Consider the following 25,459-nt stretch of genomic DNA (forward strand, 5'->3'; position numbering starts at 1 on the left):
GCCGCGTTAGGGTGGCGGCGAAACGATCACGGGAGTAGACGCCATGCAACATCGCCGCCTCGGCAAGAGCGCCATCTATGTGTCCGACATCTGTATGGGCACAATGACCTTCGGCACCCAGACTGACGAAAAGGAAGCCTTCCGCATCCTGGACGCGAGCCTGGACGCAGGCATCAACTTCTTCGACACGGCGGAGAACTATCCGGTACCCCCCGATATCAAGTATGGCGGCCTGACCGAAGAGATCGTCGGCCGTTGGATGAAAACCAAGGATCGGGACAGGATTATTCTTGCGACGAAGGTGTGCGGCCCTTCCCATGGTTGGATCAAAGGCGCACAACGCGGGGAGATGACCGCGCTGGACCGCCACAACATCCGCCGCGCAGTGGAGGCAAGCCTCACCCGTCTCCAGACGGACTATATCGACCTTTACCAGACCCATTGGCCCGATCACGGGACGCCGTTTGACGAAACCATGGAAGCGCTCGACGATCTGGTGCGTGAGGGTTACGTCCGCATCGTCGGCTGCTCGAACGAGGATGCCTGGGGCCTGATGAAGTCCATCGAGACATCGAGCCGTCTCGGGACTGTCCGCTATCAGACCATTCAGAATAACTTCTCACTCAACAATCGCCGGTTTGAAGACGCTTTGTCCAAAGTGTGCGATCGGGAAGGCGTGAGTCTCATCCCCTACTCCCCTCTGGGCGGCGGCGTTCTTTCAGGAAAGTATCAGGGCGGCGCATTCCCGGAGGGTGCACGGTTCTCTGCTTACGCCACACGGGGCGGCCGGCATACCGCGATGGCCCAGCGCTTCGTCAATGAGAAATCACTGGCCGCCACGGCGCGCTATATGGAGATCGCCGCCGGAGCGGGAATCAGCCCGGTGACGCTGGCGACAGCTTGGTCGAAACAACATTCTTTCGTTGCGTCCACGATTGTCGGCGTTTCGAAGCATGATCAGCTCGCCGATATTCTGGCGGCAGCCGATCTGACGCTTTCAAACGATGTGATGAAAGCCTGCGATCAGGTTTCCAGGGAAATCCTCTATCCGATGGGATAAGGCGGTTCCGGCATGGCCCGAAAACGGAATGGCCCCCGCCCTCTTCTCTGGAAGGCAGGGGGCCGCCCCTTGGGGGCCCACCATGGCTGAAGAGAGAGAAGTCTAGGCCGCGCTTGCCTTGCCGCCGCCATTGCCGCCGGCGAGGACTTCCCGTTTGCCGGCGTGGTTGGGAGCAGAAATGATACCTTCTTCTTCCAGGCGGTCGATCAGGCCGGCGGCCTTGTTGTAGCCAACCTTCAGACGGCGCTGGAGATAAGAAGTCGAGGCGCGCTGATCGCGGACGACGATCTGGATCGCCTGGGCGAAGAGACCTTCATCTTCATCGCCGCCGCCACCGGTGCCGAGGATGGCATCCATCACGGCCGAGCCCGTGGAGCCGTCATCGGGCGCGTCAAGAATGTCCATCACATAATCCGGCTCGCCCTGGTCGCGCAGCCAATCGGCCACTGCGCCCACGTCTTCATCTGACACGAACGGACCGTGAAGGCGCTGGGATTTCTTGCCGGGGGCCTGATACAGCAGGTCGCCCATGCCAAGGAGCTGTTCGGCGCCCTGCTCGTTGAGGATCGTGCGGCTATCGACCTTGTTGGTCACCATGTAGGAGATCCGGGTCGGGAAGTTGGCCTTGATCGTGCCGGTAATAACGTCCACGGACGGACGCTGTGTGGCGGTGATCAAGTGGATGCCGGCGGCGCGCGCCATCTGGGCGAGACGCTGGACGCAGCTTTCCACTTCCTTGCCGGCAACCAGCATCAGGTCCGCCATCTCGTCGATCACGACGACGATGTTCGGGATATGGTCGGTCGGCAGGATTTCGGTTTCATAGACGGGCTTGCCGCGATCATCGAAGGCGGTCTGCACCTTGCGGGTCATCTCTTCCCCGGCGGTGCGATACTTCGCGGCCTTCTCGTTATAGCCGCCGAGATTCCGGACGCCGGCTTTTGACATCAGCTCGTAACGGCTTTCCATCTCGCGCACGGTCCATTTCAGCGCGTTGACGGCCTTGTCCGCCTCGGTGACGACCGGAGCCAGGAGGTGGGGAATGCCTTCGTATACGGAGAGTTCGAGTTTCTTGGGGTCGATCATGATGAAGCGGCACTGTTCCGGTGTGTGGCGGTAGAGCAGCGACAGGATCATGGCGTTGACGCCGACCGACTTACCCGAACCGGTGGTACCGGCGATGAGCAAGTGAGGCATCTTGGCGAGGTCCACGACAGTCGGCAGACCACCGATGTCTTCACCCAGCGCCATCGGAAGGCTTGAGCGGTTACCGGTATAGGCTTCCGCTTCCAGCAGCGAGCGCAACCAGACTGTTTCGCGTTCTTCGTTCGGCAGCTCGATACCGATCGCGTTCTTGCCAGGCACAACGGCGACACGGGCAGAGACGGCGCTCATCGAGCGAGCGATATCATCCGCCAACGAAATGACGCGGGAAGACTTTACGCCGGGGGCCGGTTCCATTTCGAACAAGGTGATGACCGGGCCGGGGCGCACTTCCTTGATGCGGCCACGGATGCCAAATTCCTTCAGGACTTCAGACAAGCGCGCGGCCTTGGCGATGAGGGCGTCCTCATCGATCACTTCGCGGCGCGCTTCTGGCTCCTGCATCAGCTCAATCGGCGGCAGGCGGGTCGACACGCGACGGCGTTCAGGCTGTGCAACCTTTGGAATGGAGGCAGAGCGCGGCGCCTGATTCGGCTTGGAGAAGGTGAAGCGCGGGGGACGCGACGGGCTGTCGTCTTCGTCATTGGCGGCTTCGAAGCCTTCTTCGTCCTCGTCCTCATCTTCCCAGTCTCCGTCTTCGGAGCGGGCGTAGTCTTCGTCCTCTTCCTCATCGAGGTCACGCAGGTAACGCGACGTGGGGACGTAATCCTCATCAGACTTGATGATCAGCGTGCGGTCTTCGCGCACAGCAGTGACGGTACGGGCCGGTGCGATCTCTTCTTCCTCTTGGGCGACCGCAGGCTGACGGGTAACCAGTTTCTGGCCGATGCGGATCAGCATTCCCCCTGCTCCGCGCGCATGGGTGACCGCGTGACGGCCACCGATGGCAGCTGTTTCCTGCAGGAGCTGAGCATCGCGGCGACCGAAGCCGAGGGCCGAAAGTGCGCACCACATCGCCAGACCACCGGCAAGGAAGCCGGCCCAGGTTTGCGGCGCGGGCAGCATCAGGGCGCTGAACGGCAGAACGATTAGATTGAACAGGCCATCGCCCATCATGCCGCCGAGGCCGGCACTGAGGGGCCAGGATTCCGGAACCGGCCAGGCGGCAAAGCAAGCCGCCGAAAGCGGGACGGCCAGCGCCCCGAGCAACCAGCGGCGAACACGCGGCTGGCCAACCAGAACCGCACGCATTGCGCCGCCAATCATCAGGGCGAGGCCCGCGATCCAGCCGGACCAGCCAAGGGTCTGGCGCGCCAGGTCAGCAAAGACGGCGCCCGTAGAGCCGAAGAGGTTCTGCACCGCAGCGCCAGTGGCGGCATTCCAGCTCGGATCGGTCGGTGTGTAGGAGCCCACGGCGCCGCATACAAAGACGCCGGCGCCGAACGCGGCAGCGCCTGTCAGAATTCTCCAGACGGGATCGCTTACCGTGCGGAGTTCTGTGTCGCGGCTGGCGTAATCTTTCATCGTGGAAGGCGCTCCGTTTTTTACTCTGGTGCGGGCCTTCACCATGCCCGCGTTAGGCTTAACGCCCTGCAAACGGACTGGCTGAAATTTGAAAGAATCTGCAGCCAAGGCAGGGTGTTCTCCATTTGGTTGAACATTAAAAGCCCCGGCAGATCGCTCCGCCGGGGCCGCTGGTCTGTGGAATTCTATCCAGATTAGCGGTTGGAGAATTCCGGGTAGGCTTCCAGGCCGATTTCGGCGCGGTCGAGACCCATTTCCTCGTCTTCCTCGCTTGGGCGCAGACCCAGCGTGAATTTAAGGATCAGCCAGACAACCGTCGAAGCGACACAGACGAACACTGCGGTGAGCGCCACGCCGACCAGCTGGCCGAGATAGCTTGCGTCGCCGTTCGAGAGTGGAACGATCATCGTGCCCCAGATGCCGCACACAAGGTGCGCCGGAATGGCGCCGACAACGTCGTCGATCTTGAACTTGTCGAGTAGCGGCACGGTGATCACCACCAGGACACCGCCGACAGCACCGATGAGGACCGACAGGCCCATCGACGGAGCAAGCGGCTCAGCCGTGATCGATACAAGGCCGCCGATGGCGCCGTTAAAGATCATCGTGGCGTCGAGCTTGCCTTTATAAAGGACCGCCGTGGTGATCATGGCCGCCAGCACGCCGCCGACAGCAGCCATGTTGGTGTTGGCGAAGATCTGAGCGACCGCGTTGATGTCGGCGGCGGTGCCGGCAGCAAGCTGCGAGGCGCCGTTAAAGCCGAACCAGCCGAACCACAGGATGAATGTGCCAAGAGCCGCGAGCGGGATGTTGGAACCCGGCATTGGGTTGACGTGACCGCCCGAATACTTGCCGCGGCGCGCGCCAAGGATCAGAGCGCCCGTCAGAGCCGCCCAGCCACCGGTTGAGTGAACCAGCGTCGAGCCTGCAAAGTCGGAGAAGCTCCACACAGTGTCGAGGTAACCACCGCCCCATTCCCAGCTGGCAACGATCGGGTAGATGAAGGCCGTCAGGATCGCCGTGAAGATCAGGAATGGCCAGATCTTGATGCGCTCGGCCACTGTGCCCGAGACGATCGAGGCGGCCGTGGCAACGAACACCATCTGGAAGAACCAGTCGGAGGCTGGCGCATAGCCGGAATCGGCTTCTACAGAGAGGTCGCCACCGCTCCAGGGACCAGGCGTGGTGCCGAGAAGCCCCATCAGCGCGGTCGCGCCGGGATAGGCCATGTTGTAACCGACAACCCAGAACATGAGACCGGCAACCGCGAACAGGGTGACGTTTTTGGTCGCCTGCATCGCAGCGTTCTTGGACCGAACAAGGCCCGCCTCGAGCATACAGAAGCCGGCCGCCATGAACATGACGATCAGACCCCCGATGAGGAACAGGTAGCTGTTATCGACATAGGCGCTGGCGCTGCCGCCGACCGCCTCTTCCAGCGCGGCGAGACGTGTCGCGACATCGTCTTCCTGCGCAAATGCCATGCCTGCCGTAAGCAGTGCCGCCGGAGCAAGCATGGCTCCGCGGATCCATCGTCCTATCAATTGGCCCATGGGCCCCTCCTTCTTGCCATCTTCGTCTCGCAGAGCCCGGAACCCCCCGCGCTCTCCCATGGCGATATGATTGCGCCTGCCCGAAAAAGTCGCACATGACGCAAAGGCGGCCTCCGATTCAGAGACTTTGTGGTCAAACCTTGTGCATAGTTGCGACCAATCGCCCAAAGGGGCGCCATCGCTGGACCGAAAGCCCCCGCAGAGCTACCTGTTTGGCATGGCTGAACCCCAATCCCCTGCCCCGCTGGACGTAGACCTTGTTGTCGTTGGCGCCGGCCCCGTCGGTACAGCGCTGGCCGTCCTGGCGGCCAGAAAAGGCTTTGCCACCGTTCTGATCGATGCCCGGCCTGCAACCGCTGCGCCTGCTGCTGATACCCGCAGCTTTGCGATCGTCCGCGGCAGCTGGAGATTCCTGGGCGCCGCAGGCGTTCACGAGGATCTTGCCGGCCTGACAGAACCCCTGAACGGACTGGAAGCTGTCGATGGCGGCACCCACTGGTTCGGGGCGCCCTGGGCGGCTTTTTCGACAGACGACCTGCCCGACGGCGACCGCGAAGCGCTGGGTGAACTGGTGCCGGCGGGCGCCCTTCAGGCAGCCCTAGACCGGCAGGCCGGAGCGACCGACGGGCTGATCTGGAAGCGCGGCGCCCGTTTTTCAGGCTACACGCCGGAAGCTGGTGGCGCACTAGTGCAGCTGGAAAGCGGCGAAACGATCAAATGCGCGGTGATTGCCGCCTGTGACGGCATTCATTCCGCCGTCCGGCAGGCCGCAGGCATCCGCACCGAAGGCCGCAGCTATGGAAAGAGCGTGTTTGCGGCAGATGTGCAGCTTTCCCGCCCGCACGGCGGCATAGCCCGGCAGCTGTTCACGCCGGAAGGCCCGTTTGCGACCCTGCCGCTGCCTGACAATCGGGCAAACCTGGCCTGGTATATGAAGACCGGCGCCGCCGAGACGCTGGCAAAAATGCCCAAGGACGCGATCGAGGCGGAACTGAATGCCCGCTTCTCCGAATTTGCCGGGCCGATGACGCTTGCCGGGCCGCCCCTCTCCTACCCGCTGGTCCTTCAGATTGCCCTCGACATGGTCGGCCCGAGAGTCGCGCTGCTGGGCGACGCGGCCCGCCGGGTCAATCCTTTGGCCGGCCAGGGCCTGAACCTTGGCTTCAAGGACGCCGCCGCCCTGTTCGACATTATCAGCGAGGCCCGCGAAGTTGGCCTCGACCCCGGGAGCGACACGGTGCTGGCGCGTTACCGCGAATGGCGCCGCTTCGACTCGGCGGCAACCGCCCTGTTCATGGACGCAGTGGACCGCACCTTCTCCAATGACAATCTGCTGCTGAAACCCCTGCGGTCGCTCGCCCTGACAGCGGCCAACAAGATGGTCCCGATCCGGAAGGCGCTCGCCCGCCAGGCCAGCGCCGACCAGGACAGCCTGCCCAGCCTGATGCGCTAAACGCCCCTTCCCCCTTGCCCCGCCATGACCATTGGCGCGGCCCGCCTCGCGGCTTAAGCTTCCTGCCGGGGACAAATAAGGGGACGCCAGATGAACACGCCGCTCCTGTGGACACGCCGCAGCCTGCTTGCCACCGCCGCGATAGCCCCGGCCGCCTGCGCCGCAGGGCCAGCGATGATGGCTGGTGACCACGACAGCGGTCGGTATCTGGCGACGACAGAATTTGAAGATCAGGACACGATCTGGGTGACCTGGGGCGAGAACGGTTTCCTCGGCGGCGAGCCGATGACCGAGACGCTGGTGCCTCTGATCCGGGAAATTTCGCCGCATGTGCGCGTACGCATTCTTTATAATCAGTGGACCTCCTGGCTGGATGCTGAAGCCAATCCCGAAACCACCCGGACACCGGAAGAAATGCATGCCCGGATTTCTGCCCGGCTGACCGAAGCGGGCGTGGACCTTGCCCGGATCGATTTCCAGATCACGCCGATGCTGTTTGGCGCCATTCAGGATCCGGGCCCCGTATTCCTGCGGCGGCAGGACGGCGACATGAAGATTGCAGACTTTGCCTCGCGCCACTTCGATCGGAAGGTTAGCTATCTTGATCGCGAGCTGGTCGCACCAATGGGCATAGCGGCCATCAGCTCCCAGATGAAATGCGACGCCGGAAACCGCCAGTGCAACGGGCGCGGCGTGTTGATGGTCGGCGGCGCGTTCGCGCAAAGGATCAATCCGGAAATGAGCCGGGCGGAGATGGAAGCAGAATACCGCCGCGTACAAGGCGTTGAGAAGGTGGTCTGGCTGAACCACGGCCCAAGGGAAGAAGACTTCGATCTTCTGGAGGATGGACGCTGGGGCATTGGCACTGGCGGGCACATTGATGAGTTCTGCCGCTTCGTGGATGCGCGGACGGTCATCCTCGCCGAAGTTTCGGAGGCGGAGCGCACGCTCGGTCCCGTCCTTGCGGAAACCCATCGGCGCATGGAGGAGAATCTGGCGATTCTTCAGGCCGCACGCGACGTTGATGGCAATCCGTTCCGTATCCTGAGGGCGCCCCTGCCCCACCTTATGACATTCAAGCTTGCATTCGACGACCTGAACCCGTTCGAGAAATACTGGTTTGAGGGACCAGGGCCGGGCGACGAAATGGAGTTCTACCTTCCGGGAAGCTACACAAATTTCGTTATCGCCAACGAGATCGTTGTTACCTCGAGCTATTGGCGCGAGGGCATGGACGAGAAAATCCGCGCGCGAGACGAGGAAGGCCTCGCCGCCATTCAAGCGGCCTTTCCGGATCGCCGCGTTGTGCAAATCCACGCGACGCCCTTGCTGCACGATGGCGCCGGCATTCACTGTTATACCCGCAACCAGCCCGTGAAGCGGGCGAAGCCGCGCGCTTAATCACCAACCGTCAGTGTTCGGAGAATGTTCCAGGTGTAAAGCCCACTGGAATGGCCATCGGAAAAAAAGATCCGCACGGCATACCGCCCAACAGGTTCTGCCTTCACCACGCGAATATCATCCGGCACGACCGGCGGCGGCGGTTTGGGGCCAGCGCCGTGCCCCTGCACTTCAGCAGATGGGCTTTCCAGCCGCAGCCTGCGATAGGCCACCTCACCGGATTTGCCATCATCAAACGCGGCATGCAGCGTCTGCGCGCCGGCTTTGAAAGTCAGCTTTACCGGCCAGGGCTGGGCGCTCATGCGTCCGTCTCCGGAGCATCGTCTTCCGCTTCATCGAGATCGCGCGCCTCATCGGGCAGCATGATCGGAATTCCGGCGCGGATCTGGTAGGCGAGCCGGGCATTCTTGGAAATGAGTTCGCCCTTTGCCCTGTCATAGGAAAGCGGCTGGCGTGTCAGCGGGCAAATCAGGATTTCCAGCAAGCGCGGATCGATGCCGTTGGGCGTGAACGTTCTGCCGTCTTCTTGAGGGTCATCTGTCATGGGGTGTTCCTGCTTACTGTACCGGCCCGGCACCGCCCGGCGCACTGCCGAATTCCAAAAGCGCCGTCAATGCTTCGGTGCGCTCTTCAAGGCTTGGGGCTTCGAGCAACGCCTGTTTTTCCACCGGCGTGAAAGGACAGCCCGACGCAAGCGCGTGCACAAGGGTTTCGAGCGATGCATTACGCATGGCCGACCAATCCGCCTCAAGACTATTTGCATCCGCATACGCACGGAAAGCATGGATGAGCCCGGTGCGCGCCCCACCCTCCCCTTCCGGAGGCGGTATCAGGTCGTCTCCAAACGGTTCCCAGTTGGGGGCCACCTGACGGTAAGGCGTTGTCACGTCCAGTTCTTGCGCAATGACGAAGCGGCATATGCCGGTCAGCGAAATCAGATACCGGCCGTCAGAAGTTTCAGCATAAGATGTGATGCGGCCAGCGCAGCCTACATCCGCGATCTCAGGGTGATGCCGAGGGCCACCAAAGCTCTGCACCATACCAATCAGACGCGAGCCGCCCATCGCATCGTCAATCATGTTGAGATAGCGCGGTTCGAAAATATTCAGCGGCAACTGCCAGCGCGGGAAGACCAGCGCGCCGGGAAGCGGAAACACGGCAAGTGTCGCAGGCAGGTCAGCTGTCTTGCGATACGGCGCCATGTGTTTCCTTTCCTTCCCCCGGCGCGGGGCGTTTGTGTCTGGCTCAGGCAAACATCAGTGAGGAAAGCCGGCGGCGGCCCTCGATCGTGATGGGATCCGCGTTGCCGGCAGCCTCAAAGATATTCAGCAATTTTTCCTTCGCCTTGCCGCCTTCCCAGTCGAGCTTCGATGAGAGGATAATCAGCAGGTGATCAGCCGCGTCCTGATAGCGGCCCAAAGCGGCGTACTGTTCGGCAAGCTCGAACCGCTTCTCGTGATCGCCCGGCGCAGCCATCACGGCAGAAAGGGCTTCATCAAGTTCGCTCGGCGGCGGAGCATCGGCCATCATTTCGATGGCCATGCGGACGCTCTTGATAGCCGAGTCGGTTTTCTTCGCGTCCGGCACCGTCGCAAGTGTCGCCTCAGCCGCTTCCTTATCGCCATTTGCAAGGTGACAGCGAGCAAGGCCAGCGATGGCAGCGATGTTCTCAGGCTCTTCCTGGAGAACAGCCGAATAGATTTCAGCGGCGAGCGCGATGTCCCCCGATTGGCTCGCAGCCTCTGCCTGGGCCAGCGCTTCGGCGATCATCTGGCCAGTATCGGTGCCGGTGAGCAGCTTTTCGACAAAGCCGCGCACCTGGCTTTCAGGCAGGGCGCCGAGGAAGCCATCGACCGGGCGGCCTTTGTCAAAGGCATACACCGCGGGAATGGAGCGCACGCCGAGTTGGCCGGCATAGGCCTGGTGTTCCTCGGTATTGATCTTCACGAGCTTCACCGCGCCCTTCTTGCTCTCAACCACCTTTTCGATGATCGGGCCCAGCGTCCGGCACGGGCCACACCATGGCGCCCAGAAGTCGACGATTACCGGTTGGGTCATGGAGGCCTCGACCACGTCAGCCATAAAGCCCTGGTCTGTGCCTTCCTTGACGTGCTGGAGTTCAGCGTTGCTCATTAGAAGTGTCCCTTTGTTTCGGGCGCAAAGATGGGACGCCGCGATGATAAGCGCAAGCGGGTGGGCCGACGGGCCGCAGCCGCCTCATGAAAATCTGCCATCTGCCCTGTTTAGGCCCGGTTCAGCCCGCTAAGTGTAGGCGTTGATGCGTATGGTCATATAAAAGGAGGCCAGAACGATGATGAACTTTCTCGCGCCGTTTGCTGCCGCTGCGCTGGTTGCCGGCGCCTCGCCCCTGCTCCCGGCGCTGAAACAGGCACCTGTCAGCCCGGCGGTCAGCACGCCTGCAACGACGCAGATGTCTGCTGCCGAACGCGGCGCTGTGCTCAAGGATGCCGGAAAAGCGCTTGCCGCAGTGAAAACCGCGCGGGGCCGTTTCGAGCAAACCTCGCCCGATGGCGGATTTTCCACTGGCCAGTTCGCCATGCAGCGCCCCGGCAAGGTGCGGTTTGATTATGACGACCCGGTTCCGCTTCTGATGGTCAGCGATGGCACAACCGTCGCCCTTCAGGATAGCGACCTGGAAACGACGGACCGCGTGCCCCTGAAATCAACGCCGCTATCCCTACTGCTGAGCGACCGAATGGACTTCGAATCCCAGGCGGACGTGCTGGACGTGCACCGCGCCAATGGCCGGACGAATATCACCGTGCAGGACAAGAATGGCGAAATGGAAGGCACGCTGACGCTGGTGCTGAGCTCGACCGACAATTCGCTGATCGGCTGGAATACGACGGATGCCAATAGCGGCAACACATCGGTGACGCTGCGCAATGTCGAGACCGGCGCCAAGCTCAATCCGCGCCTGTTTATCCTTCGGGACTTCGACAACAACTGACACACGAAAGCGTGAACTGCAGTTACGGCGAGTTAACTTGGAATTTTTTGCTCGCCGTGACATAAAAGACACATCGACGGATCGGAAACATCGCGCAGCATTGCCCCCCCGCTGCGATACCTTCCGCCGATCGATCCGGGCCGCGATGCTCGGACATCAAGACGCGTGCACCTGCGTCCGGCGCGCCCGAACTCCCCGCGTTCGGGCGCGTTGACGTTTAAGGTCAGGGTGTTAGCGAAGGCGACATGACCCGTCCGCTGAAAATCGTCACCTGGAACATCAACTCCGTCCGCCTGCGGGCACCGAATGTGGCCGATTTTGTCGCCGCCGAGGCGCCCGACGTGATCTGTCTTCAGGAAACCAAGTGCCAGGACGCAGAGTTTCCGGCCAAGGCCTTCAAGGATATGGGCCTGCCCCACCTTGTTATCCGCGGCCAGCGCGGTGGACATGCTGGCGTTGCCATCGCGTCGCGCCTGCCGATCGAAGAAGCCGAAGTGCCAGACCTCTGCCGGGAAAACCAGGCGCGGGTGATCGCAGCCCGCCTGCCCTCCGGCCTCGAGATCCACAATATCTACCTGCCTGCCGGCGGCGACATTCCCGATCCGGTAGCGAACGAAAAATTCGCCCACAAGCTCGACTTCCTCGACAAGCTCGGCCCCGGCTACAAGACGCTGAAAAAGGGCGCGAAACGCATCCTCGTGGGCGATCTCAACGTTGCCCCACATGAGAATGACGTGTGGTCCCACAAGCAACTGCTGCGCATTGTCTCGCATACGCCGCAAGAAACTGAGCGCCTTGAGGATTCCCGCAAAAGCGCAGGTTTCAGCGATGTCGCCCGCCTGGCCGTTTCCGATGAGCAGAAGCTCTACACTTGGTGGAGCTACCGCGCCGCAGACTGGGCGGCCTCAAACCGGGGCCGGCGCCTCGACCATATCTGGGCGAACAAGGCGGCGCTGGAAGACGTGAAGGTCGACAGCTACCGCATCCATCCGGGATGGCGCGGTGGCTGGAAACCGTCGGACCACGCGCCGGTCAGCCTGAAGATCAAGGTCTGAGGCGGTATCCGCCTGTATCGGTCAGCAGGAGCTGCGCGTTGGAGGGATCGGGTTCGACCTTCTGACGCAGACGGTAGATGTGGGTTTCCAGCGTGTGCGTCGTTACGGCCGCATTGTACCCCCAGACCTCTGACAGCAACGTTTCCCGGGCAACGGGTTTGCCGGCGGCGCGGTAGAGAAATTTCAGGATCTCGGTTTCCTTCTCCGTCAGGCGGATGCGGCGCCCTTCCTTGGTCCGCAGCACCTTGGTGGAGGGGCGGAACTCGTAAGGACCGATCTCGAAGGTCGCATCTTCTGTCTGCTCGAAGCTGCGCAACTGGGTGCGCACGCGGGCCAGCAGTACCGCGAAGCTGAACGGCTTGGAGACATAATCGTTGGCACCGGATTCAAGGCCCGCAACGGTGTCGGCTTCGCCATCCCGACCGGTGAGCATGATCACAGGCGTGCGGATGCCTTCGTCGCGCATGCGGCGACAGACTTCGCGGCCATTCATGCCGGGCATGTCGACATCCAGGATCACCAGATCGATGCGCGTGTCGGCGATCTTCTTCAGTGCATCTTCGCCCGATTCCGCTGTCAGCGCCTCGAATCCGTCACTCAGCTCGAACTGTTCGGCGAGGGTTTCGCGCAGGTCTGCCTCGTCATCGACGATGAGAATGATCTTCCGGCCCGTCATCTGGCTTGCCTTTCGCAATTGGGGGCGCGGGTTTCGCGCCTGATGCTTGCTTATGAAGGTGGCGCCTGTTTATCCAATAACAAGAACGGGAGGCGCTGCAGGATGGCGCATTTCATAGCATTTTCAGGCGGCTGGATCGAAGGCGATGGCTTTCGCGCCCGCTGCGCGCTGGGCAAAGGCGGTGTGACACCTGCCGCTGAAAAGCGCGAAGGTGACGGCGCCTCTCCCATTGGCGCATGGCCCGCGCGGCGGGTGTGGTACCGGCCAGACAAGGGATCGCCGCCGGAAACGGGATTGCCTGTGATCGCGATGCAACCCTCGGACGGCTGGTGCGACGCGCCGGAACATCCGCTCTACAATCGCTGGGTGCCCCTACCCTTTCCCGCCAGCCATGAACGCCTCTGGCGGGAGGATGGGGTGTACGATCTGGTGGTGGAGCTGGGATATAATGATAGTCCGCCCATTGCAGCACGGGGGAGCGCGATCTTCCTGCATGTGGCGCGGGCGGGCTATGAACCGACGGAAGGATGCATCGCACTGGCCGGGGGAGACCTGCGGCAGGTGCTGAAGCACCTCGCGGGCGGATCGATCATCGAAATCCGGGCCTGAAGCCTAGTCGCGGCTGCCGAACAGGGCGGTGCCGACGCGCACATGGGTCGCGCCATAGCGGGCGGCGAGCTCATAATCCCCGCTCATACCCATTGAGAGGCCGGGAAGTCCGTAGTCCTTGGCGATCTTGCGCAACAGGGCAAAGTGAGGCCCGGCCGGCTCGTCCACCGGCGGAATACACATCAGGCCGACAATTTCGAGACGGGCCTGTTCGCGCGAATACCGCAGCAAATCACCCACTTTGGAGGGGGAAACACCGGCTTTCTGCTCCTCTTCGCCAGTATTCACCTGGATAAAGAGTTTCGGGCGGCGGCCCTCCTTTTCCATCGCAGTGGCCAGCGAATCTGCGAGTTTTTCCCGGTCGAGCGTTTGAATAACGTCGAAAAGCCGGACGGCTTCAGCCGCCTTGTTGGTCTGGAGCGGGCCGATAAGATGGAGGGTGAGGCCCGGATACTTATCCTTGCGGGTTTCCCAGTGTTTCTCGGCTTCCTGGACCCGGTTTTCCCCGAACACGCGCTGGCCAGCCGCCAGCATCGCGTCGATCGCTTCATCGGACTGGGATTTCGATACGGCGATCAGCTCGGGCGCAGGATCGTGGGCAGCGGCAAGCTCTGCGAGGATGCGCGCGCGGCGGTTGGCAATGTCCTGGTTCGGGGTATCAGTCATCTTGATGAGCGAGAAAGCCCAAGACAGATCAAGGCGCAAGGCGCGTATGGCCGCGCGGGTGGCTGCGCGCCACCTGCCAGAGGGGCTGCCGCCAGCTTTTTTCCTGACAGATCCGGCGCGAACGCCCTGCCCAGAGCGCGTGGTTGCGGGGCTTCCCGCAGGCTGGGGTGTGATTTACCGCCATTTTGGCGCGGATGACCGGGAGGAAGTTGCGCGGCGCCTTCTGAAACTCTGCCGGCGGCGGAAAATCACCCTGCTGATCGGCGCGGACCCGGAGCTGGCCGCCAAGATCGGCGCCGATGGGGTGCACTGGCCAGAACGAATGGCGGGACAATCGCGCAAGTGGCGCGGGCGGTTCAAACTGCAGACTGTTTCAGGCCATTCTGGGTACAACCGTGTACTTTTGAGGACTCTCAGTGTCGATGCGGTCCTTTTCTCGACCGTTTTTGCATCAAACAGCGTCAGCTCCGGTCACCCGATGGGCGCACTGAAGTTCCGGAAGCTGGCCCCTTCCCTGCCAAAGCCGGTGTACGCACTCGGCGGCATAAATACGGAAAACGGACTTTGCATAGCAGACTCAGCAGGGCTGGCGGCAATTGAAGGCTGGACATGTTTTGAAGTCCGATAACCGGATGCAGCCAGCGCGCGCATGAACGCAACCGATGCCGGATGGCACCTGACAGCAATCATCGAATTGTCAGTGGATCAGAACTTGAAGGCCGACTTCAGGCGAATGCCGGCTTCGACTTCCTGGCTTTCCCAACGGGTGGAGGAGTCGATTTCATCGGCGCCGAAGCGCACTTCACCGCCGACCGAGAAACGGGGCGTGACGCGGAAGGTGGCGCCGGCCTGGACTTCTTCGCGCGGGAGCATGGTTTCACCGGGACGGGTGACCTTGTCGAGGTTCAGCTGCCAGCGGGAATCCTTGCCGATATGAACGGAGAACTCCTGCGTGGGTTCGGCCTGCCATTGCAGACGCGATTCCGGCGGCTTGCCCTCAGAAAACTGGCGATACCAATCGGTGCGGGCAGAGCTGGTTTCCGACAGGGTGGGCGCTTCCACGCGGATCACGTCGTCAGCCAGACGTTCCTGTGCCACAGCCGGCAGCGTGAAGGCTGCAGCCGCAAGGGCAAAAGAAAGAACAAGATCAGCGCGCATGGCAACTCCCAGCCACTAACGATAGTGGCGAGGCCCGCTTAATGGAAGATTAACATTCTGATAAAGCGGGAAATTACATCGATCGTGTGATTTCGATCACAATGCCCTTACGTTCACCCGGCGCGTTCGAGGCGGCCAGCCCCCCCGAAATATAGCGCGTGTCGACATCCCGCCAACCGGCCGCAAGGCGCCAGTCTTCCAGCGGGGTCCAGACGATACCGGCCTGCCAGGCATCGCTGGTGAGGCCGGCAAATTCATCTTCTGCGCCGGACACTTCAGCGACGAAACTCAGCTTTTTGAACGGAATGGCGGCGGAGACTGCCCAGGCCGTGTAGTCACCGGGGCCGGACGCGGCGCCATTATTGGAGTCCAGATAGCTGCCGCCCAGGGTGAAGCGGGAAAACTCCGCCGAAGCGCCCGCCGACCAGGTTTCCACATTGCCGTAAAGTGTCGGATCGGCCGGGAAATGCGTGTCGGCCTGACTGTAGGCAGCGGCCGCGCGCAGGCGCACGCCGCTTTGCGGAAGGCGGCGCGACAGGTTCAGCGCGAATTCATAGGCGTTTTCGATTTCCGGGCGGCCTGTGCCAGGAAAATCACGGGCGGGGTCCCGGTCGAGCCCCCGCCGGTCGGCTTCCGGCGTATAGGAAGCGCCGGCCCGCAGGCCGAGAATGCGCGGGCTGGCATAGCTCGCCCGCATGGCCGGGCCGGTCAGGTCATGATCGGTGCGGGCGATCAGCGCGCCGGACGGGTCAAGCGCCGGATTGACGAGGCCGGCATGGGAAAAGAGGACGGGGCCGCCTTCAAAGAAGCGCGTGGCGACGCCTTCATCGGCGCCAAGGCGCGCTTCGCCATAACCGCCCTCAATATAGATATAAGCCGTTTCGAGACTCGCGCGCAGGCCCTGATCTTCCGGAACCCCTCCGCGCGCGAGGCCGCTGAACGCGCCGCCCGAAGAGGCCCCTGCCCCGGCAGTCGGCGGGAACACGCCGCTGAAACCTGCCCGCGCAGGATGATCACGCTGCGCCTCAAGCCCGCCGACGGCGCCGATTTCGACACCATTATCGAGCACATAATTGGCCGAAAGCCCGCCTTTCAGAAGGCCGAGGGCGAACTGGTCCGCCTCCGGCGCGATGACGAGGGCGCCCTCCAGGCTGAACTCGGTTTCAATCCCGCCGGCGTCATCCCATACATCCTGCGCCATTGCGGGGCCTGCCGCGAGCAGCGGCGCAGCAAGGGCAAGCATGACATGGCGGGCATGGGGCATCGGAGCTTCCTTCATTACAGGCGCAGACATGAGTGACGGCGATGCGCACATCAATACTGGCGAGGCCAGACCCCCCTTGTTATACACGCCGGGTCAACAAGGAATTGCACGCGGAAAATGCACATGATCAAGCCGATCCTCACCGCCGCCTTTGCCGGCCTGCTTCTCGTCTCCGGCTGCCAGTCGCGCGGTGGAAATTCCGGTGGGCCGCTCGTGGTCCAGTCGGTTGGAGCGGCCAACCCGTTCCTGTGGCGCGCGGCGCTCGACACGTTCGAAGCCCTGCCCGTGCAATCGACCGATCCCATCGGCGGCATCATTTCCTATGATTGGAAAAGCTTCGCCGACGCCCCAGAGGAGCGCGTGAAAGCAACCGTTTTCATCCTCGACAGCCGCCTGCGCGCCGATGGCGTGAAAGTGACGGTCTATCGTCAGGTGAACACTGAAGGCCAATGGACCGACGCAACCGTGGACCCGGAAACGGCCATCCAGCTCGAGAACAAGATTCTTGAGCGGGCGCGTCTTCTACGGACTTCCCAGATCGGCTAAAGCGCCGGCACGAGTCGACAACAACCCTATTGCATTCAAGGGAGCCGCGGATGGCCACCCGTTATGATCCGCAGAGCGCGGAACCCCGTTGGCGTGAAGCCTGGGAAAAAGACGACATTTTCCGGACCAAGGCGCCGAAGGACGCGCCCGGCGCGCCGAAAGCCTACGTGCTGGAGATGTTCCCCTACCCTTCCGGCCGCCTGCATATGGGCCATGTGCGCAACTATGCGATGGGCGACGTGGTTGCCCGTCACCGCCGCGCCAAGGGATATAACGTTCTGCACCCGATGGGATGGGACGCGTTCGGCATGCCGGCGGAAAACGCCGCGATGGAACGCAAGGTCCACCCCGGCAAATGGACATATGCCAACATCGAGTCGATGAAGGCGCAGTTCCGCAAGCTTGGCCTGTCGCTGGACTGGAGCCGCGAATTTGCGACCTGCGACCCGGAATATTACGGCGCCCAGCAGGCATTGTTCCTGAAGCTGATGGAAAGGGGCCTTGTCTATCGCAAGGCCTCCAAGGTGAACTGGGACCCTGTGGACAACACCGTGCTCGCCAACGAGCAGGTGATCGACGGGCGCGGCTGGCGCTCGGGCGCGCTGGTGGAACAGCGCCAGCTGACCCAATGGTTCTTCAAGATTACGGCGTATGCCGACGACCTGCTGGACGCCGTGCAGAAGCTGGAACGCTGGCCAGAGAAGGTCCGCACGATGCAGGCCAACTGGATTGGCCGGTCTGAAGGGCTGGAGATGACCTTCGCCTTTGAAGGCACTGCGCCCGCCGGCTTTGAAGATGGCATCACCGTTTTCACGACGCGGCCCGATACGCTGTTTGGCGCGAGCTTTGTCGCACTGTCTCCGGATCATCCGCTGACGATCCAACTGGCGGAGACGTCTGAAGAATTGAAAGCCTTCCGCGCGAAATGCGCGCAGGTGGGCACCAGCGAGGAAGCCATCGAAAAAGCCGACAAGCTCGGCTTCGATACCGGCCTGACCGTCGCCCATCCGTTCGAGCCCGGACGGACGGTTCCGGTCTGGGTCGCAAACTTCGTGCTGATGGGATATGGCACGGGCGCCATTTTTGGCTGCCCCGCGCATGACCAACGCGACCTCGACTTTGCGCGCAAGTTTGGCCTGGGCGTGTTCCCGGTGGTGCTGCCGCCCGACGCCGACGCGGCCAAGTTTGAAGTAGGCACCGAAGCCTATACCGGACCCGGACATATATATAAGTCTGGTTTCCTCGACGGCCTCGCCATCGACGAGGCCAAACGCGCCGCGATTGCGAAGATCGAAAGCGCCGGCCAGGGCGAAGGCAAGGTAAACTACCGCCTGCGCGACTGGGGTGTTTCGCGCCAGCGCTATTGGGGCTGCCCGATCCCGGTGATCCATTGCGAGGATTGCGGCGTGGTGGGCGTTCCGGAGGCGGATCTTCCTGTGCGCCTGCCCGATGACGTGACCTTCGACGTGCCCGGCAATCCGCTGGACCGCCACCCGAGCTGGAAGCATGTGAACTGCCCGAAATGCGGCAAGCCGGCCCGGCGCGAGACCGATACGCTGGACACGTTCGTGGACAGCTCCTGGTATTATGCGCGCTTTGCCAGCATTTCCGATCCGGAAGAGCGCGCTTACTGGCTGCCGGTCGATCAATATATCGGCGGCGTGGAACACGCGGTTCTCCACCTGCTCTATTCCCGCTTCTTCTCCCGCGCGATGCGCGATGTCGGCGAGCTGGACCTGCCTTCGGGCGAGCCGTTCGCGGGCCTCTTCACGCAAGGGATGGTGACACACGAGACCTACAAATCCGAAGGCGGATTGTGGCTGGAACCTTCCGCTGTCGAGCGGAAGGACGGCAAGGTTATCGAGATTGCGACGGGCCAGCCTGTGAAGGTCGGCGCCATCGAGAAGATGTCGAAGTCCAAGAAAAATACGGTCGACCCCGACGCGATCGTCGCCACTTATGGTGCCGATGTGGCGCGCTGGTTCGTGCTGTCGGACTCTCCGCCTGAGCGGGATGTCGAGTGGACGCAGGCCGGGGCCGAAGGCGCTGCGCGGTTTGTCCAGCGCGTCTGGTCCTTCGTCGACGCCCTGCCCGAGGCAGGCCCCTTCCCTGCCCCCGCGGCGGACGATGCCTCAACCGCGTTGCGCAAGGCGAGCCACAAGGCGGTCGCCACCATCGACAAGGCAATCGAAGAGTTCCGGTTCAACTCTGCCATCGCTTCGGTGCATGAATGGGTGAACACGCTGAAGAAGGCCGAGTCTGACCCGGCAACCCTCGGCGCGCGTGTCGAGGGCGCCGACTTCCTCGCGCGCTGCCTGACGCCGTTCATGCCCCACCTTGCCGAAGCGTGCTGGGCGCGGATGGGCAAGCTGGGCCTCGTCTCCGTCGCCGCCTGGCCGGAAATCGACCCCAGCCTCGTGACGGACGAATCCGTAACGCTGGCTGTTCAGGTGAACGGCAAGCGGCGCGGGGAGATCACGGTTGCCAAGGATCTGGCCAATGACGCGGTGGAAGCCGCCGCCATTGCGCTTCCCGAACTCGCCCCGTTTATCGAGGGCAAGAGCGTGAAGAAAACGATTGTTGTGCCCGGCCGGATTGTGAATATCGTGGTCGCATGAAGTTTTTCCTGCCTGCCCTGATGCTGGTCGCCCTCGGCGCCTGCGGATTCCAGCCGGTCTATGCGCCGGCGAGCGGAAACTTTGCCGAGGCCGGAATGATCTCGGTCGCCCCGATCGAGGGGCGCGAAGGCTATATGCTGCGCCGGGAGCTACAGCAGGAACTGGCCATTGGCGTGCCGGGCCTGACGGAGAAGGTGACCCTGACGGTCAAGCTGAAAAGCAATCTCAGCCGTCTCGCCCTGCGCCCAGATGGCGCTGCGTCCCGCTCGGGCATTCTGGCGACGGGCTCTTACAAGCTCGAAGGCGAGACTACGAATGTGAACGGGCGGCGGGAAGTTGAGACCGGCTTTCTCGTTCCGGATTCGCCCTATGGCGATATTGCCGCCCAGACCGATGCCCGCGACCGGGCGATGCGGATGCTGGCGAAAGAGATCGCCGACGACATCCGCCTCAAATTCGCGACAAGCTGATGCTGCACAAGGGACGCGCGGCGGAAGGTTTCGCCCGGCGGCCTGATCCGGATGTCTGGGCAGTGCTGGCTTTCGGCGAAGATGAAGGCCTCGCCTTCGATGCCGGCCAGTCGCTGATCGCCAGCTGGGGCGGAAAGCACGGCATGGATGTGACCGTGCTGGACGATGACGCCGTCCGCAAGGAACCGGCTCTCCTCTTCGATGCGCTCGAAGCGGTCTCCCTCCTGGGAGATGCGCGCGCTGTTCGCCTGCGCACGAGTGGGGACAAGATCGCCGCCCTGATCATCGAAGCGATCGAGATCGGCGACAAAGACCCAGCGCGCTTTGCCGCCAAGCTGATCATCGAAGCGGGAAGCCTGCCGGCAAAATCCAAACTTCGCGGCGCGGCTGAAAGCGCCAAGCGGGCCGCCTGCCTGCAACTCTTCGCGGAGGAAGAAGCCGATGTGGCCGGGCGGGTGAAGACGGCTCTGCTGGCCGAAGGCGCCGTCATAGACCCCCCTGCCCTCGATGCTTTCGTGGGCGACCTTCCGGGGAACCGGGCGCTGGCCAATTCAGAAATCGAAAAGCTGGCGCTTTATGCACGCGGCCTTGGCCGGCCCCTGACGCTGGAAGACATCCGCGCGCTTTCGGCAACAGATGTGAAGCAGGCGATTTCCGGCGTGATCAATGCCGCGCTGGATGGGCGGCCCGGTGAGGCGCATCACGCGCTCGACAAGCTGGCGGAAAACGGAACAAGCGGCATCTCCATTCTCCGCTCCCTTCAGATGGAAGTACTCCGGATGCTGAGCGCGCACGAGAAGATCGCGGGCGGGGATGGCAATCCCGGAAAATACCTGCGCCCGCCGATTTGGCCGAATGAATGGCCAGCCTTCCGCGTGCGCCTGGGCAAATGGCCGGCCAAACGCCTGATGCGCATAATGGAACGTATCCACGACGCCGAGCGCCAGACGAAGGTTGCCGGACCGTCCGGTGACCCCGTCGTCCGGCTACTGATTAACGATTTGGCAAAGGCTGCTGAAGCCGTCCGTTAACGGACCGTTTACTCCGGTCCGCGGCGTTTTGCGGTGAGCCGCCTGCAGACATCATCGAGCTGTTCCAGATCCCGGTACTTGATCCGGATCTCGCCGCCATTGCGGCCGTGACGGATATCGACATCAAGGCCGAGCGTGCGGCTGATATCGGCTTCCAGGGCCTCGGTGTTGATGTCTTTCATCGGCTCGGCTGAACCGGGCATCGACTTCGTTTCAATCGGGCCGCCATCGCGGGCTTCGCGGGCGCGGGCCTCAACCTCACGAACGCTGAGCCCCTTCTCCACCGCAAGCTCAACGAGGGCTTCCGGATCCGGCGCGCCGAGCGCGGCGCGGGCGTGACCGGCACTGATGCGCCCGTCCCGGACATGCGCGCGGGCGCTGTCGGGCAGCTGCAGAAGGCGAAGCGTATTGGCGATGTGGGCGCGGCTCTTCCCAACACTTGCCGCGAGGCTTTCCTGCGTCTTGCCGAAGCGCTTCATCAACGCGTCATAAGCCTCGGCCTCTTCAATCGCATTGAGGTCGGATCGCTGGACGTTTTCAATGATGCCGATCTCGAGAAGCTCGAGTTCGTCCACACTGCGAACGATGGCCGGAATATGGGTGAGGCCCGCCATGCGGGCCGCGCGCCAGCGGCGTTCGCCGGCGATGATCTGGAACTTGCCCTCATCCTTCGGATCGGGACGAACGAGGATCGCCTGAAGCACACCTTTGGCCTTCAGCGAGTCGGCAAGTTCCCGAAGGTTTTCCTCCGAGAAGGTTCGACGGGGCTGGGCCGGATTTCGCCGGATAAGGTCGATCGCGATCTCATTGGGCCGGTCTGCGGGAGGCGGCTGCTGCGCCGGCGCGTCAGATTGCGTGGCCGGCGCCTGGGTCGCAGGCCGGGTATTCATCGCTTCGACTTCACCGATCAGGGCCGAAAGGCCCCGGCCAAGACGGCTCGGGCGTCCGCGATTGTCTTCAGCCGGATCGCTCATGCCGCCCTCGCCTTTTCACGCTGCAACACTTCGGAAGCAAGGCGGATATACGCCTCGCTGCCTGGGCAACGATAATCATAAAGGAGCGCAGGCTTGCCGAAGGACGGGGCTTCCGACAGGCGGACATTGCGCGGGATGACCGTGTTGTAGACCTTTGAGCCGAAGAAGGCCCGGACCTCATTGGCGACCTGATCGGACAGGCTGTTGCGCCGGTCATACATGGTGAGCACGACGCCCTGGATTTCGAGCGTCGGATTGAGGCCGGAGCGGACAACCTCGACCGTGCGCAGGAGCTGGGTCAGACCTTCCAGGGCAAGGAACTCGCACTGGAGCGGAACGAGCAGCGCATCGGCCGCAGTCATCGCATTGACCGTGAGCGCAGACAGCGATGGCGGGCAATCGATCAGCACATAGTCATACTTCACCAGTCCGCCCTGTTCGACCCGGTCGACATAGGAGTGGATGGATTCACGCAAACGGTATGACCGGCGGGAATCCCCGGCGAGCTCCGTTTCGACACCCGAGAGGTTCTCATCGCCGGGCACAATGTCGAGCCGCGGAACGATGGTCGAGAGCACCGCTTCTTCGAGCGGGATCCGGTCGACCACCAGATCGTAGGACGTCATCAGACGCTCGGCACGTGAAATGCCCAGGCCGGTCGAGGCGTTGCCCTGGGCATCGAAATCGATGATGAGGACGCGGCGACCAACGGCAGCGAGCGCGGTTCCGAGATTGATCGAAGTCGTGGTCTTGCCGACCCCGCCTTTCTGATTCACCACGGCGAAAATTCTGGGCCTAGTCATGACGACGTGCGACCTCCCTGACAATCAAGATGACGCCTGACCCACCACTGCGACTTGGAATCGCTTCATAAGCGAAATTCCATCTTTGGCGGGCTTCAGTCAATTCCTCTTTCCAGCGTTCGCCCTTCGGGAAAACCCCCGTCGCGCCTTTCCGGAGCCAGGGCGATGCGTATTCCAGAAGTTGTGGCATCGGTGCAAAGGCCCGGGCGGTGACATAATCGGCCTTGATTGGAGGCGCCGCTTCGATCCGGCCCTGATAGACAGAGGCGTTCAAACCAGCCGCTTCGATGGCCGCGCGCAGGAAGACGCATTTCTTGCCGACACTTTCCATCATCGTCACATGACCGCCGGGCCGCGCCGCCGCGATGATCAAACCGGGAAAGCCGGCGCCCGATCCGAGATCAACTACGCGGGCCGCTTCCGGAAGATGATCGAGGAGCTGCCAGGAGTCGCCGACATGGCGCGTCCAGATCTGTGGCCATTCTTTCGGACCGATAAGATTCGACTTCTGCCGCCAGACATCGAGTTCGGAAATGATCCGGTCCAGCCGGTCCAATGTTTCACGTGAAACATCATTGGCGGCCAGGAAGGCCGCGCGGTCTTCGCGTTCGGTCATCTTTCACCCGGCTTTCCGGACACGGCGGACATGGCCGAGTAGCGCCGTCAGCGCGCCCGGCGTTACACCTTCAATACGCGCGGCCTGACCAAGTGTGCCCGGTCTGACCGCTTTGAGTTTCTGGCGCACCTCATTCGAGAGGCTTCCGATGGAATCATAATCAAGATCAGGCGGAATGGTCAGCGCCTCATCACGGCGGAGCGCGGCAACGTCTTCGGCCTGGCGATCCAGATAGGCGGCGTAGAGCGCTTCAATCTCGATCTGCGATGCAATGGACTCCGGAACATCGGACAGCTCCGGCCAGACGGCGCGGAGTTCGGCAAAGCCGATGTCCTTGTAAGAGAGATATTCCCAGCCGGACCGGACGCGGCCATCCTGGTTCACCGTCCACCCATTCTTCGCGGCAGCCGCCGGACTGAGATTGAGGGCTTTGAGACGATTCCGGGCCGATTCCAGTTCCGAATGTTTCACGTGAAACATCGCGGACCGTTTCTCACCCACGACCCCGACATCGATCCCTTTTTGTGTGAGGCGCTGGTCGGCATTGTCCGCCCGAAGCGCTAGCCGGTATTCGGCGCGCGAGGTGAACATCCGATAGGGCTCGGTGACGCCACGGGTCACGAGGTCGTCGATCAGGACACCGATATAGGCTTCGGCGCGGTCGAAGATGACCGGGTCTTTTCCGGCGGCGGCGCGCGCGGCGTTGAGGCCCGCCATCAGACCTTGGGCGCCAGCTTCTTCGTAACCGGTTGTGCCATTGATCTGGCCAGCGAGATAAAGGCCGGGCTGGACTTTCACTTCAAGCGCCGGGCTGAGCGCGCGCGGGTCAACATAGTCATATTCGATCGCATAGGCATGCTGGAGGATGACGACATCTTCCAGGCCAGGGATCGTGCGGATGAACTTCTCCTGGACCTCTTCGGGAAGCGAGGTGGAGATGCCATTCGGATAGACGGTGTGATCGTCGAGGCCTTCAGGCTCGAGAAAGACCTGGTGGCGGTCGCGGTCGCCAAAGCGATTCACCTTGTCCTCGATCGAGGGGCAGTAGCGCGGGCCGCGTCCGGAGATGGCACCGGAATAGACCGCCGACTCGTTCATGTGTTCTTCGATGATCGAATGGGTTTCCGGTGTCGTCCAAGTGATGCCACATTGGACCTGCGGAACGGTGATTTCCGAATTGAGGAAAGAGAACGGGATCGGCGCGTCATCGGCAGGCTGCATCTCGAGCCGATCCCAATGGATGGTGCGGCCATCGAGCCGGGCCGGGGTGCCGGTCTTGAGGCGGCCCATCGGGAGGCCGAGATTATAGAGCCGGTCCGAAAGACCGATGGACGGCGCTTCGCCAACCCGGCCCGCCGGGATGCGCTTGGCGCCGATATGGATAACGCCCTTGAGGAAGGTGCCGGTGGTGATGACGACCTTCGCCGCGCCATAGCGATTGCCCGACAGGCCGACCACACCGCGCACGGCGCCGTCTTCGACGATCAGGTCTTCGGCGCCGTCTTCAATGAGGGTGAGGTTTGGATAGTCGCCCAGCTCGGCCTGCATCGCTTCGCGGTAGAGTTTCCGGTCGATCTGCGAGCGGGGACCCCAGACGGCGGGGCCTTTGGAGCGGTTCAGCATCCGGTACTGGATGCCGGCCTTATCCGCCATCCGGCCCATGACGCCATCGAGCGCATCGATCTCGCGGACGAGGTGGCCTTTGCCGAGACCGCCGATCGCCGGGTTGCAGCTCATCTCGCCAATCGTCGATCGCTTGTGGGTGATGAGGGCCGTGCGCGCGCCAAAGCGGGCCGCCGCAGCCGCAGCTTCGCAACCGGCATGACCGCCGCCAATGACAATAACGTCGAAGTCCGGGAAGTCCGGCATTAACCAACCCTTAAGTGCTGCTTGAGGCGGCTATATAA

25 protein-coding genes are annotated in these 25,459 nt (G+C 62.5%); 11 read left to right on the forward strand and 14 right to left on the reverse strand.

What is annotated here, in order from left to right; all coding sequences use genetic code 11:
• Positions 1-43: 43 nt before the first annotated feature.
• Positions 44-1,060: an aldo/keto reductase gene (locus K1X12_RS03305; protein ID WP_220986212.1), complete on the forward strand. Its 1,017-nt coding sequence runs from the start codon at positions 44-46 to the stop codon at positions 1,058-1,060.
• 102 nt (positions 1,061-1,162) lie between these two features.
• On the opposite strand, the gene K1X12_RS03310 is transcribed toward K1X12_RS03305, so the two are convergent.
• Together K1X12_RS03310 and K1X12_RS03315 are read right to left on the reverse strand one after the other, a co-directional pair.
• The gene (locus K1X12_RS03310; protein ID WP_220986213.1) at positions 1,163-3,688 is read right to left on the reverse strand and encodes an FtsK/SpoIIIE family DNA translocase; all 2,526 of its coding nucleotides are present in this window, start codon (positions 3,686-3,688) and stop codon (positions 1,163-1,165) included.
• 194 nt (positions 3,689-3,882) lie between these two features.
• Entirely contained in the window at positions 3,883-5,241 is a 1,359-nt protein-coding gene (locus K1X12_RS03315; protein ID WP_220986214.1) for an ammonium transporter, read from the reverse strand.
• Between the two features lie 217 nt (positions 5,242-5,458).
• Here K1X12_RS03315 and K1X12_RS03320 point away from each other — a divergent pair, with 217 nt between their 5' ends.
• On the forward strand, positions 5,459-6,694 hold the full coding sequence (locus K1X12_RS03320) for an FAD-dependent monooxygenase (RefSeq protein WP_225907855.1): 1,236 nt from the start codon (positions 5,459-5,461) through the stop codon (positions 6,692-6,694).
• Positions 6,695-6,784: 90 nt separating this feature from the next.
• A complete protein-coding gene (locus K1X12_RS03325; protein ID WP_220986215.1) occupies positions 6,785-8,095 on the forward strand; it encodes an agmatine deiminase family protein in 1,311 nt (436 codons plus the stop codon).
• On the opposite strand, the gene K1X12_RS03330 is transcribed toward K1X12_RS03325, so the two are convergent.
• Genes K1X12_RS03330 through K1X12_RS03345 form a run of 4 tightly spaced genes read right to left on the reverse strand, consistent with a single transcriptional unit; the run spans position 8,092 to position 10,228 of the window.
• Positions 8,092-8,397: a gamma-butyrobetaine hydroxylase-like domain-containing protein gene (locus K1X12_RS03330; protein ID WP_220986216.1), complete on the reverse strand. Its 306-nt coding sequence runs from the start codon at positions 8,395-8,397 to the stop codon at positions 8,092-8,094. The two genes, K1X12_RS03325 and K1X12_RS03330, sit on opposite strands and share 4 nt — an antisense overlap.
• On the reverse strand, positions 8,394-8,639 hold the full coding sequence (locus K1X12_RS03335; protein WP_225907856.1) for a Trm112 family protein: 246 nt from the start codon (positions 8,637-8,639) through the stop codon (positions 8,394-8,396). The genes K1X12_RS03330 and K1X12_RS03335 overlap by 4 nt, the downstream gene beginning before the upstream one ends.
• Positions 8,640-8,652: 13 nt before the next feature.
• Positions 8,653-9,297, reverse strand: a complete 645-nt coding sequence (locus tag K1X12_RS03340; protein WP_220986217.1) for an LON peptidase substrate-binding domain-containing protein — start codon at positions 9,295-9,297, stop codon at positions 8,653-8,655.
• Between the two features lie 43 nt (positions 9,298-9,340).
• Entirely contained in the window at positions 9,341-10,228 is an 888-nt protein-coding gene (locus K1X12_RS03345; RefSeq protein ID WP_220986218.1) for a thioredoxin family protein, read from the reverse strand.
• Positions 10,229-10,406: 178 nt separating this feature from the next.
• Here K1X12_RS03345 and K1X12_RS03350 point away from each other — a divergent pair, with 178 nt between their 5' ends.
• Together K1X12_RS03350 and K1X12_RS03355 are read left to right on the forward strand one after the other, a co-directional pair.
• Entirely contained in the window at positions 10,407-11,066 is a 660-nt protein-coding gene (locus K1X12_RS03350; protein ID WP_220986219.1) for a LolA family protein, read from the forward strand.
• 245 nt (positions 11,067-11,311) lie between these two features.
• Complete coding sequence (locus K1X12_RS03355; protein WP_220986220.1) at positions 11,312-12,121, forward strand: exodeoxyribonuclease III; 810 nt, start codon at positions 11,312-11,314, stop codon at positions 12,119-12,121.
• On the opposite strand, the gene K1X12_RS03360 is transcribed toward K1X12_RS03355, so the two are convergent.
• Complete coding sequence (locus tag K1X12_RS03360; protein WP_220986221.1) at positions 12,111-12,797, reverse strand: response regulator transcription factor; 687 nt, start codon at positions 12,795-12,797, stop codon at positions 12,111-12,113. The two genes, K1X12_RS03355 and K1X12_RS03360, sit on opposite strands and share 11 nt — an antisense overlap.
• Before the next feature lie 102 nt (positions 12,798-12,899).
• Here K1X12_RS03360 and K1X12_RS03365 point away from each other — a divergent pair, with 102 nt between their 5' ends.
• Entirely contained in the window at positions 12,900-13,406 is a 507-nt protein-coding gene (locus K1X12_RS03365) for a L,D-transpeptidase family protein (protein ID WP_220986222.1), read from the forward strand.
• 3 nt (positions 13,407-13,409) lie between these two features.
• On the opposite strand, the gene K1X12_RS03370 is transcribed toward K1X12_RS03365, so the two are convergent.
• On the reverse strand, positions 13,410-14,072 hold the full coding sequence (locus K1X12_RS03370; RefSeq protein ID WP_220986223.1) for a YggS family pyridoxal phosphate-dependent enzyme: 663 nt from the start codon (positions 14,070-14,072) through the stop codon (positions 13,410-13,412).
• A 4-nt stretch (positions 14,073-14,076) separates the two neighbouring features.
• Between K1X12_RS03370 and K1X12_RS03375 the strand changes: the two genes are divergently transcribed.
• Positions 14,077-14,700, forward strand: a complete 624-nt coding sequence (locus K1X12_RS03375; protein ID WP_220986224.1) for a thiamine phosphate synthase — start codon at positions 14,077-14,079, stop codon at positions 14,698-14,700.
• Between the two features lie 77 nt (positions 14,701-14,777).
• On the opposite strand, the gene K1X12_RS03380 is transcribed toward K1X12_RS03375, so the two are convergent.
• Positions 14,778-15,230: an NtrZ family periplasmic regulatory protein gene (locus K1X12_RS03380; RefSeq protein WP_220986225.1), complete on the reverse strand. Its 453-nt coding sequence runs from the start codon at positions 15,228-15,230 to the stop codon at positions 14,778-14,780.
• 73 nt (positions 15,231-15,303) lie between these two features.
• On the reverse strand, positions 15,304-16,494 hold the full coding sequence (locus K1X12_RS03385) for a porin (RefSeq protein ID WP_220986226.1): 1,191 nt from the start codon (positions 16,492-16,494) through the stop codon (positions 15,304-15,306).
• Between the two features lie 123 nt (positions 16,495-16,617).
• Between K1X12_RS03385 and K1X12_RS03390 the strand changes: the two genes are divergently transcribed.
• From K1X12_RS03390 to holA, 4 genes are read left to right on the forward strand one after another with little or no spacing between them, the layout of a single operon-like run.
• Entirely contained in the window at positions 16,618-17,040 is a 423-nt protein-coding gene (locus K1X12_RS03390) for a DUF3576 domain-containing protein (RefSeq protein WP_225907857.1), read from the forward strand.
• Between the two features lie 50 nt (positions 17,041-17,090).
• The gene (gene leuS / locus K1X12_RS03395) at positions 17,091-19,658 is read left to right on the forward strand and encodes a leucine--tRNA ligase (protein ID WP_220986228.1); all 2,568 of its coding nucleotides are present in this window, start codon (positions 17,091-17,093) and stop codon (positions 19,656-19,658) included.
• Complete coding sequence (locus K1X12_RS03400; RefSeq protein WP_220986229.1) at positions 19,655-20,128, forward strand: hypothetical protein; 474 nt, start codon at positions 19,655-19,657, stop codon at positions 20,126-20,128. Before leuS ends, K1X12_RS03400 begins: the two co-directional genes overlap by 4 nt.
• Complete coding sequence (gene holA, locus K1X12_RS03405) at positions 20,128-21,159, forward strand: DNA polymerase III subunit delta (RefSeq protein ID WP_220986230.1); 1,032 nt, start codon at positions 20,128-20,130, stop codon at positions 21,157-21,159. Before K1X12_RS03400 ends, holA begins: the two co-directional genes overlap by 1 nt.
• Positions 21,160-21,167: 8 nt before the next feature.
• On the opposite strand, the gene K1X12_RS03410 is transcribed toward holA, so the two are convergent.
• From K1X12_RS03410 to mnmG, 4 genes are read right to left on the reverse strand one after another with little or no spacing between them, the layout of a single operon-like run.
• On the reverse strand, positions 21,168-22,133 hold the full coding sequence (locus K1X12_RS03410) for a ParB/RepB/Spo0J family partition protein (RefSeq protein WP_220986231.1): 966 nt from the start codon (positions 22,131-22,133) through the stop codon (positions 21,168-21,170).
• Positions 22,130-22,936: a ParA family protein gene (locus K1X12_RS03415; RefSeq protein WP_220986232.1), complete on the reverse strand. Its 807-nt coding sequence runs from the start codon at positions 22,934-22,936 to the stop codon at positions 22,130-22,132. Before K1X12_RS03415 ends, K1X12_RS03410 begins: the two co-directional genes overlap by 4 nt.
• Complete coding sequence (gene rsmG / locus K1X12_RS03420) at positions 22,929-23,552, reverse strand: 16S rRNA (guanine(527)-N(7))-methyltransferase RsmG (protein ID WP_220986233.1); 624 nt, start codon at positions 23,550-23,552, stop codon at positions 22,929-22,931. The genes K1X12_RS03415 and rsmG overlap by 8 nt, the downstream gene beginning before the upstream one ends.
• Before the next feature lie 3 nt (positions 23,553-23,555).
• Complete coding sequence (gene mnmG / locus K1X12_RS03425) at positions 23,556-25,421, reverse strand: tRNA uridine-5-carboxymethylaminomethyl(34) synthesis enzyme MnmG (RefSeq protein WP_220986234.1); 1,866 nt, start codon at positions 25,419-25,421, stop codon at positions 23,556-23,558.
• Positions 25,422-25,459: the final 38 nt, after the last annotated feature.

The organism is Hyphomonas sediminis (assembly GCF_019679475.1).
Lineage (GTDB): Bacteria > Pseudomonadota > Alphaproteobacteria > Caulobacterales > Hyphomonadaceae > Hyphomonas > Hyphomonas sediminis.

Coding starts and splice junctions, on each gene's coding strand:
- K1X12_RS03335 (WP_225907856.1), bottom strand. CDS start 8,639: ATGACAGATGACCCTCAAGAAGACGGCAGAACGTTCACGCCCAACGGC.
- K1X12_RS03410 (WP_220986231.1), bottom strand. CDS start 22,133: ATGAGCGATCCGGCTGAAGACAATCGCGGACGCCCGAGCCGTCTTGGC.
- K1X12_RS03345 (WP_220986218.1), bottom strand. CDS start 10,228: ATGAGCAACGCTGAACTCCAGCACGTCAAGGAAGGCACAGACCAGGGC.
- K1X12_RS03325 (WP_220986215.1), top strand. CDS start 6,785: ATGAACACGCCGCTCCTGTGGACACGCCGCAGCCTGCTTGCCACCGCC.
- K1X12_RS03375 (WP_220986224.1), top strand. CDS start 14,077: ATGAGCGAGAAAGCCCAAGACAGATCAAGGCGCAAGGCGCGTATGGCC.
- K1X12_RS03385 (WP_220986226.1), bottom strand. CDS start 16,494: ATGCCCCATGCCCGCCATGTCATGCTTGCCCTTGCTGCGCCGCTGCTC.
- K1X12_RS03370 (WP_220986223.1), bottom strand. CDS start 14,072: ATGACTGATACCCCGAACCAGGACATTGCCAACCGCCGCGCGCGCATC.
- K1X12_RS03310 (WP_220986213.1), bottom strand. CDS start 3,688: ATGAAAGATTACGCCAGCCGCGACACAGAACTCCGCACGGTAAGCGAT.
- K1X12_RS03390 (WP_225907857.1), top strand. CDS start 16,618: ATGATCAAGCCGATCCTCACCGCCGCCTTTGCCGGCCTGCTTCTCGTC.
- K1X12_RS03380 (WP_220986225.1), bottom strand. CDS start 15,230: ATGCGCGCTGATCTTGTTCTTTCTTTTGCCCTTGCGGCTGCAGCCTTC.
- K1X12_RS03340 (WP_220986217.1), bottom strand. CDS start 9,297: ATGGCGCCGTATCGCAAGACAGCTGACCTGCCTGCGACACTTGCCGTG.
- K1X12_RS03330 (WP_220986216.1), bottom strand. CDS start 8,397: ATGAGCGCCCAGCCCTGGCCGGTAAAGCTGACTTTCAAAGCCGGCGCG.
- leuS (WP_220986228.1), top strand. CDS start 17,091: ATGGCCACCCGTTATGATCCGCAGAGCGCGGAACCCCGTTGGCGTGAA.
- K1X12_RS03305 (WP_220986212.1), top strand. CDS start 44: ATGCAACATCGCCGCCTCGGCAAGAGCGCCATCTATGTGTCCGACATC.
- K1X12_RS03320 (WP_225907855.1), top strand. CDS start 5,459: ATGGCTGAACCCCAATCCCCTGCCCCGCTGGACGTAGACCTTGTTGTC.
- holA (WP_220986230.1), top strand. CDS start 20,128: ATGCTGCACAAGGGACGCGCGGCGGAAGGTTTCGCCCGGCGGCCTGAT.
- K1X12_RS03315 (WP_220986214.1), bottom strand. CDS start 5,241: ATGGGCCAATTGATAGGACGATGGATCCGCGGAGCCATGCTTGCTCCG.
- K1X12_RS03415 (WP_220986232.1), bottom strand. CDS start 22,936: ATGACTAGGCCCAGAATTTTCGCCGTGGTGAATCAGAAAGGCGGGGTC.
- K1X12_RS03365 (WP_220986222.1), top strand. CDS start 12,900: ATGGCGCATTTCATAGCATTTTCAGGCGGCTGGATCGAAGGCGATGGC.
- K1X12_RS03350 (WP_220986219.1), top strand. CDS start 10,407: ATGATGAACTTTCTCGCGCCGTTTGCTGCCGCTGCGCTGGTTGCCGGC.
- K1X12_RS03355 (WP_220986220.1), top strand. CDS start 11,312: ATGACCCGTCCGCTGAAAATCGTCACCTGGAACATCAACTCCGTCCGC.
- K1X12_RS03360 (WP_220986221.1), bottom strand. CDS start 12,797: ATGACGGGCCGGAAGATCATTCTCATCGTCGATGACGAGGCAGACCTG.
- rsmG (WP_220986233.1), bottom strand. CDS start 23,552: ATGACCGAACGCGAAGACCGCGCGGCCTTCCTGGCCGCCAATGATGTT.
- K1X12_RS03400 (WP_220986229.1), top strand. CDS start 19,655: ATGAAGTTTTTCCTGCCTGCCCTGATGCTGGTCGCCCTCGGCGCCTGC.
- mnmG (WP_220986234.1), bottom strand. CDS start 25,421: ATGCCGGACTTCCCGGACTTCGACGTTATTGTCATTGGCGGCGGTCAT.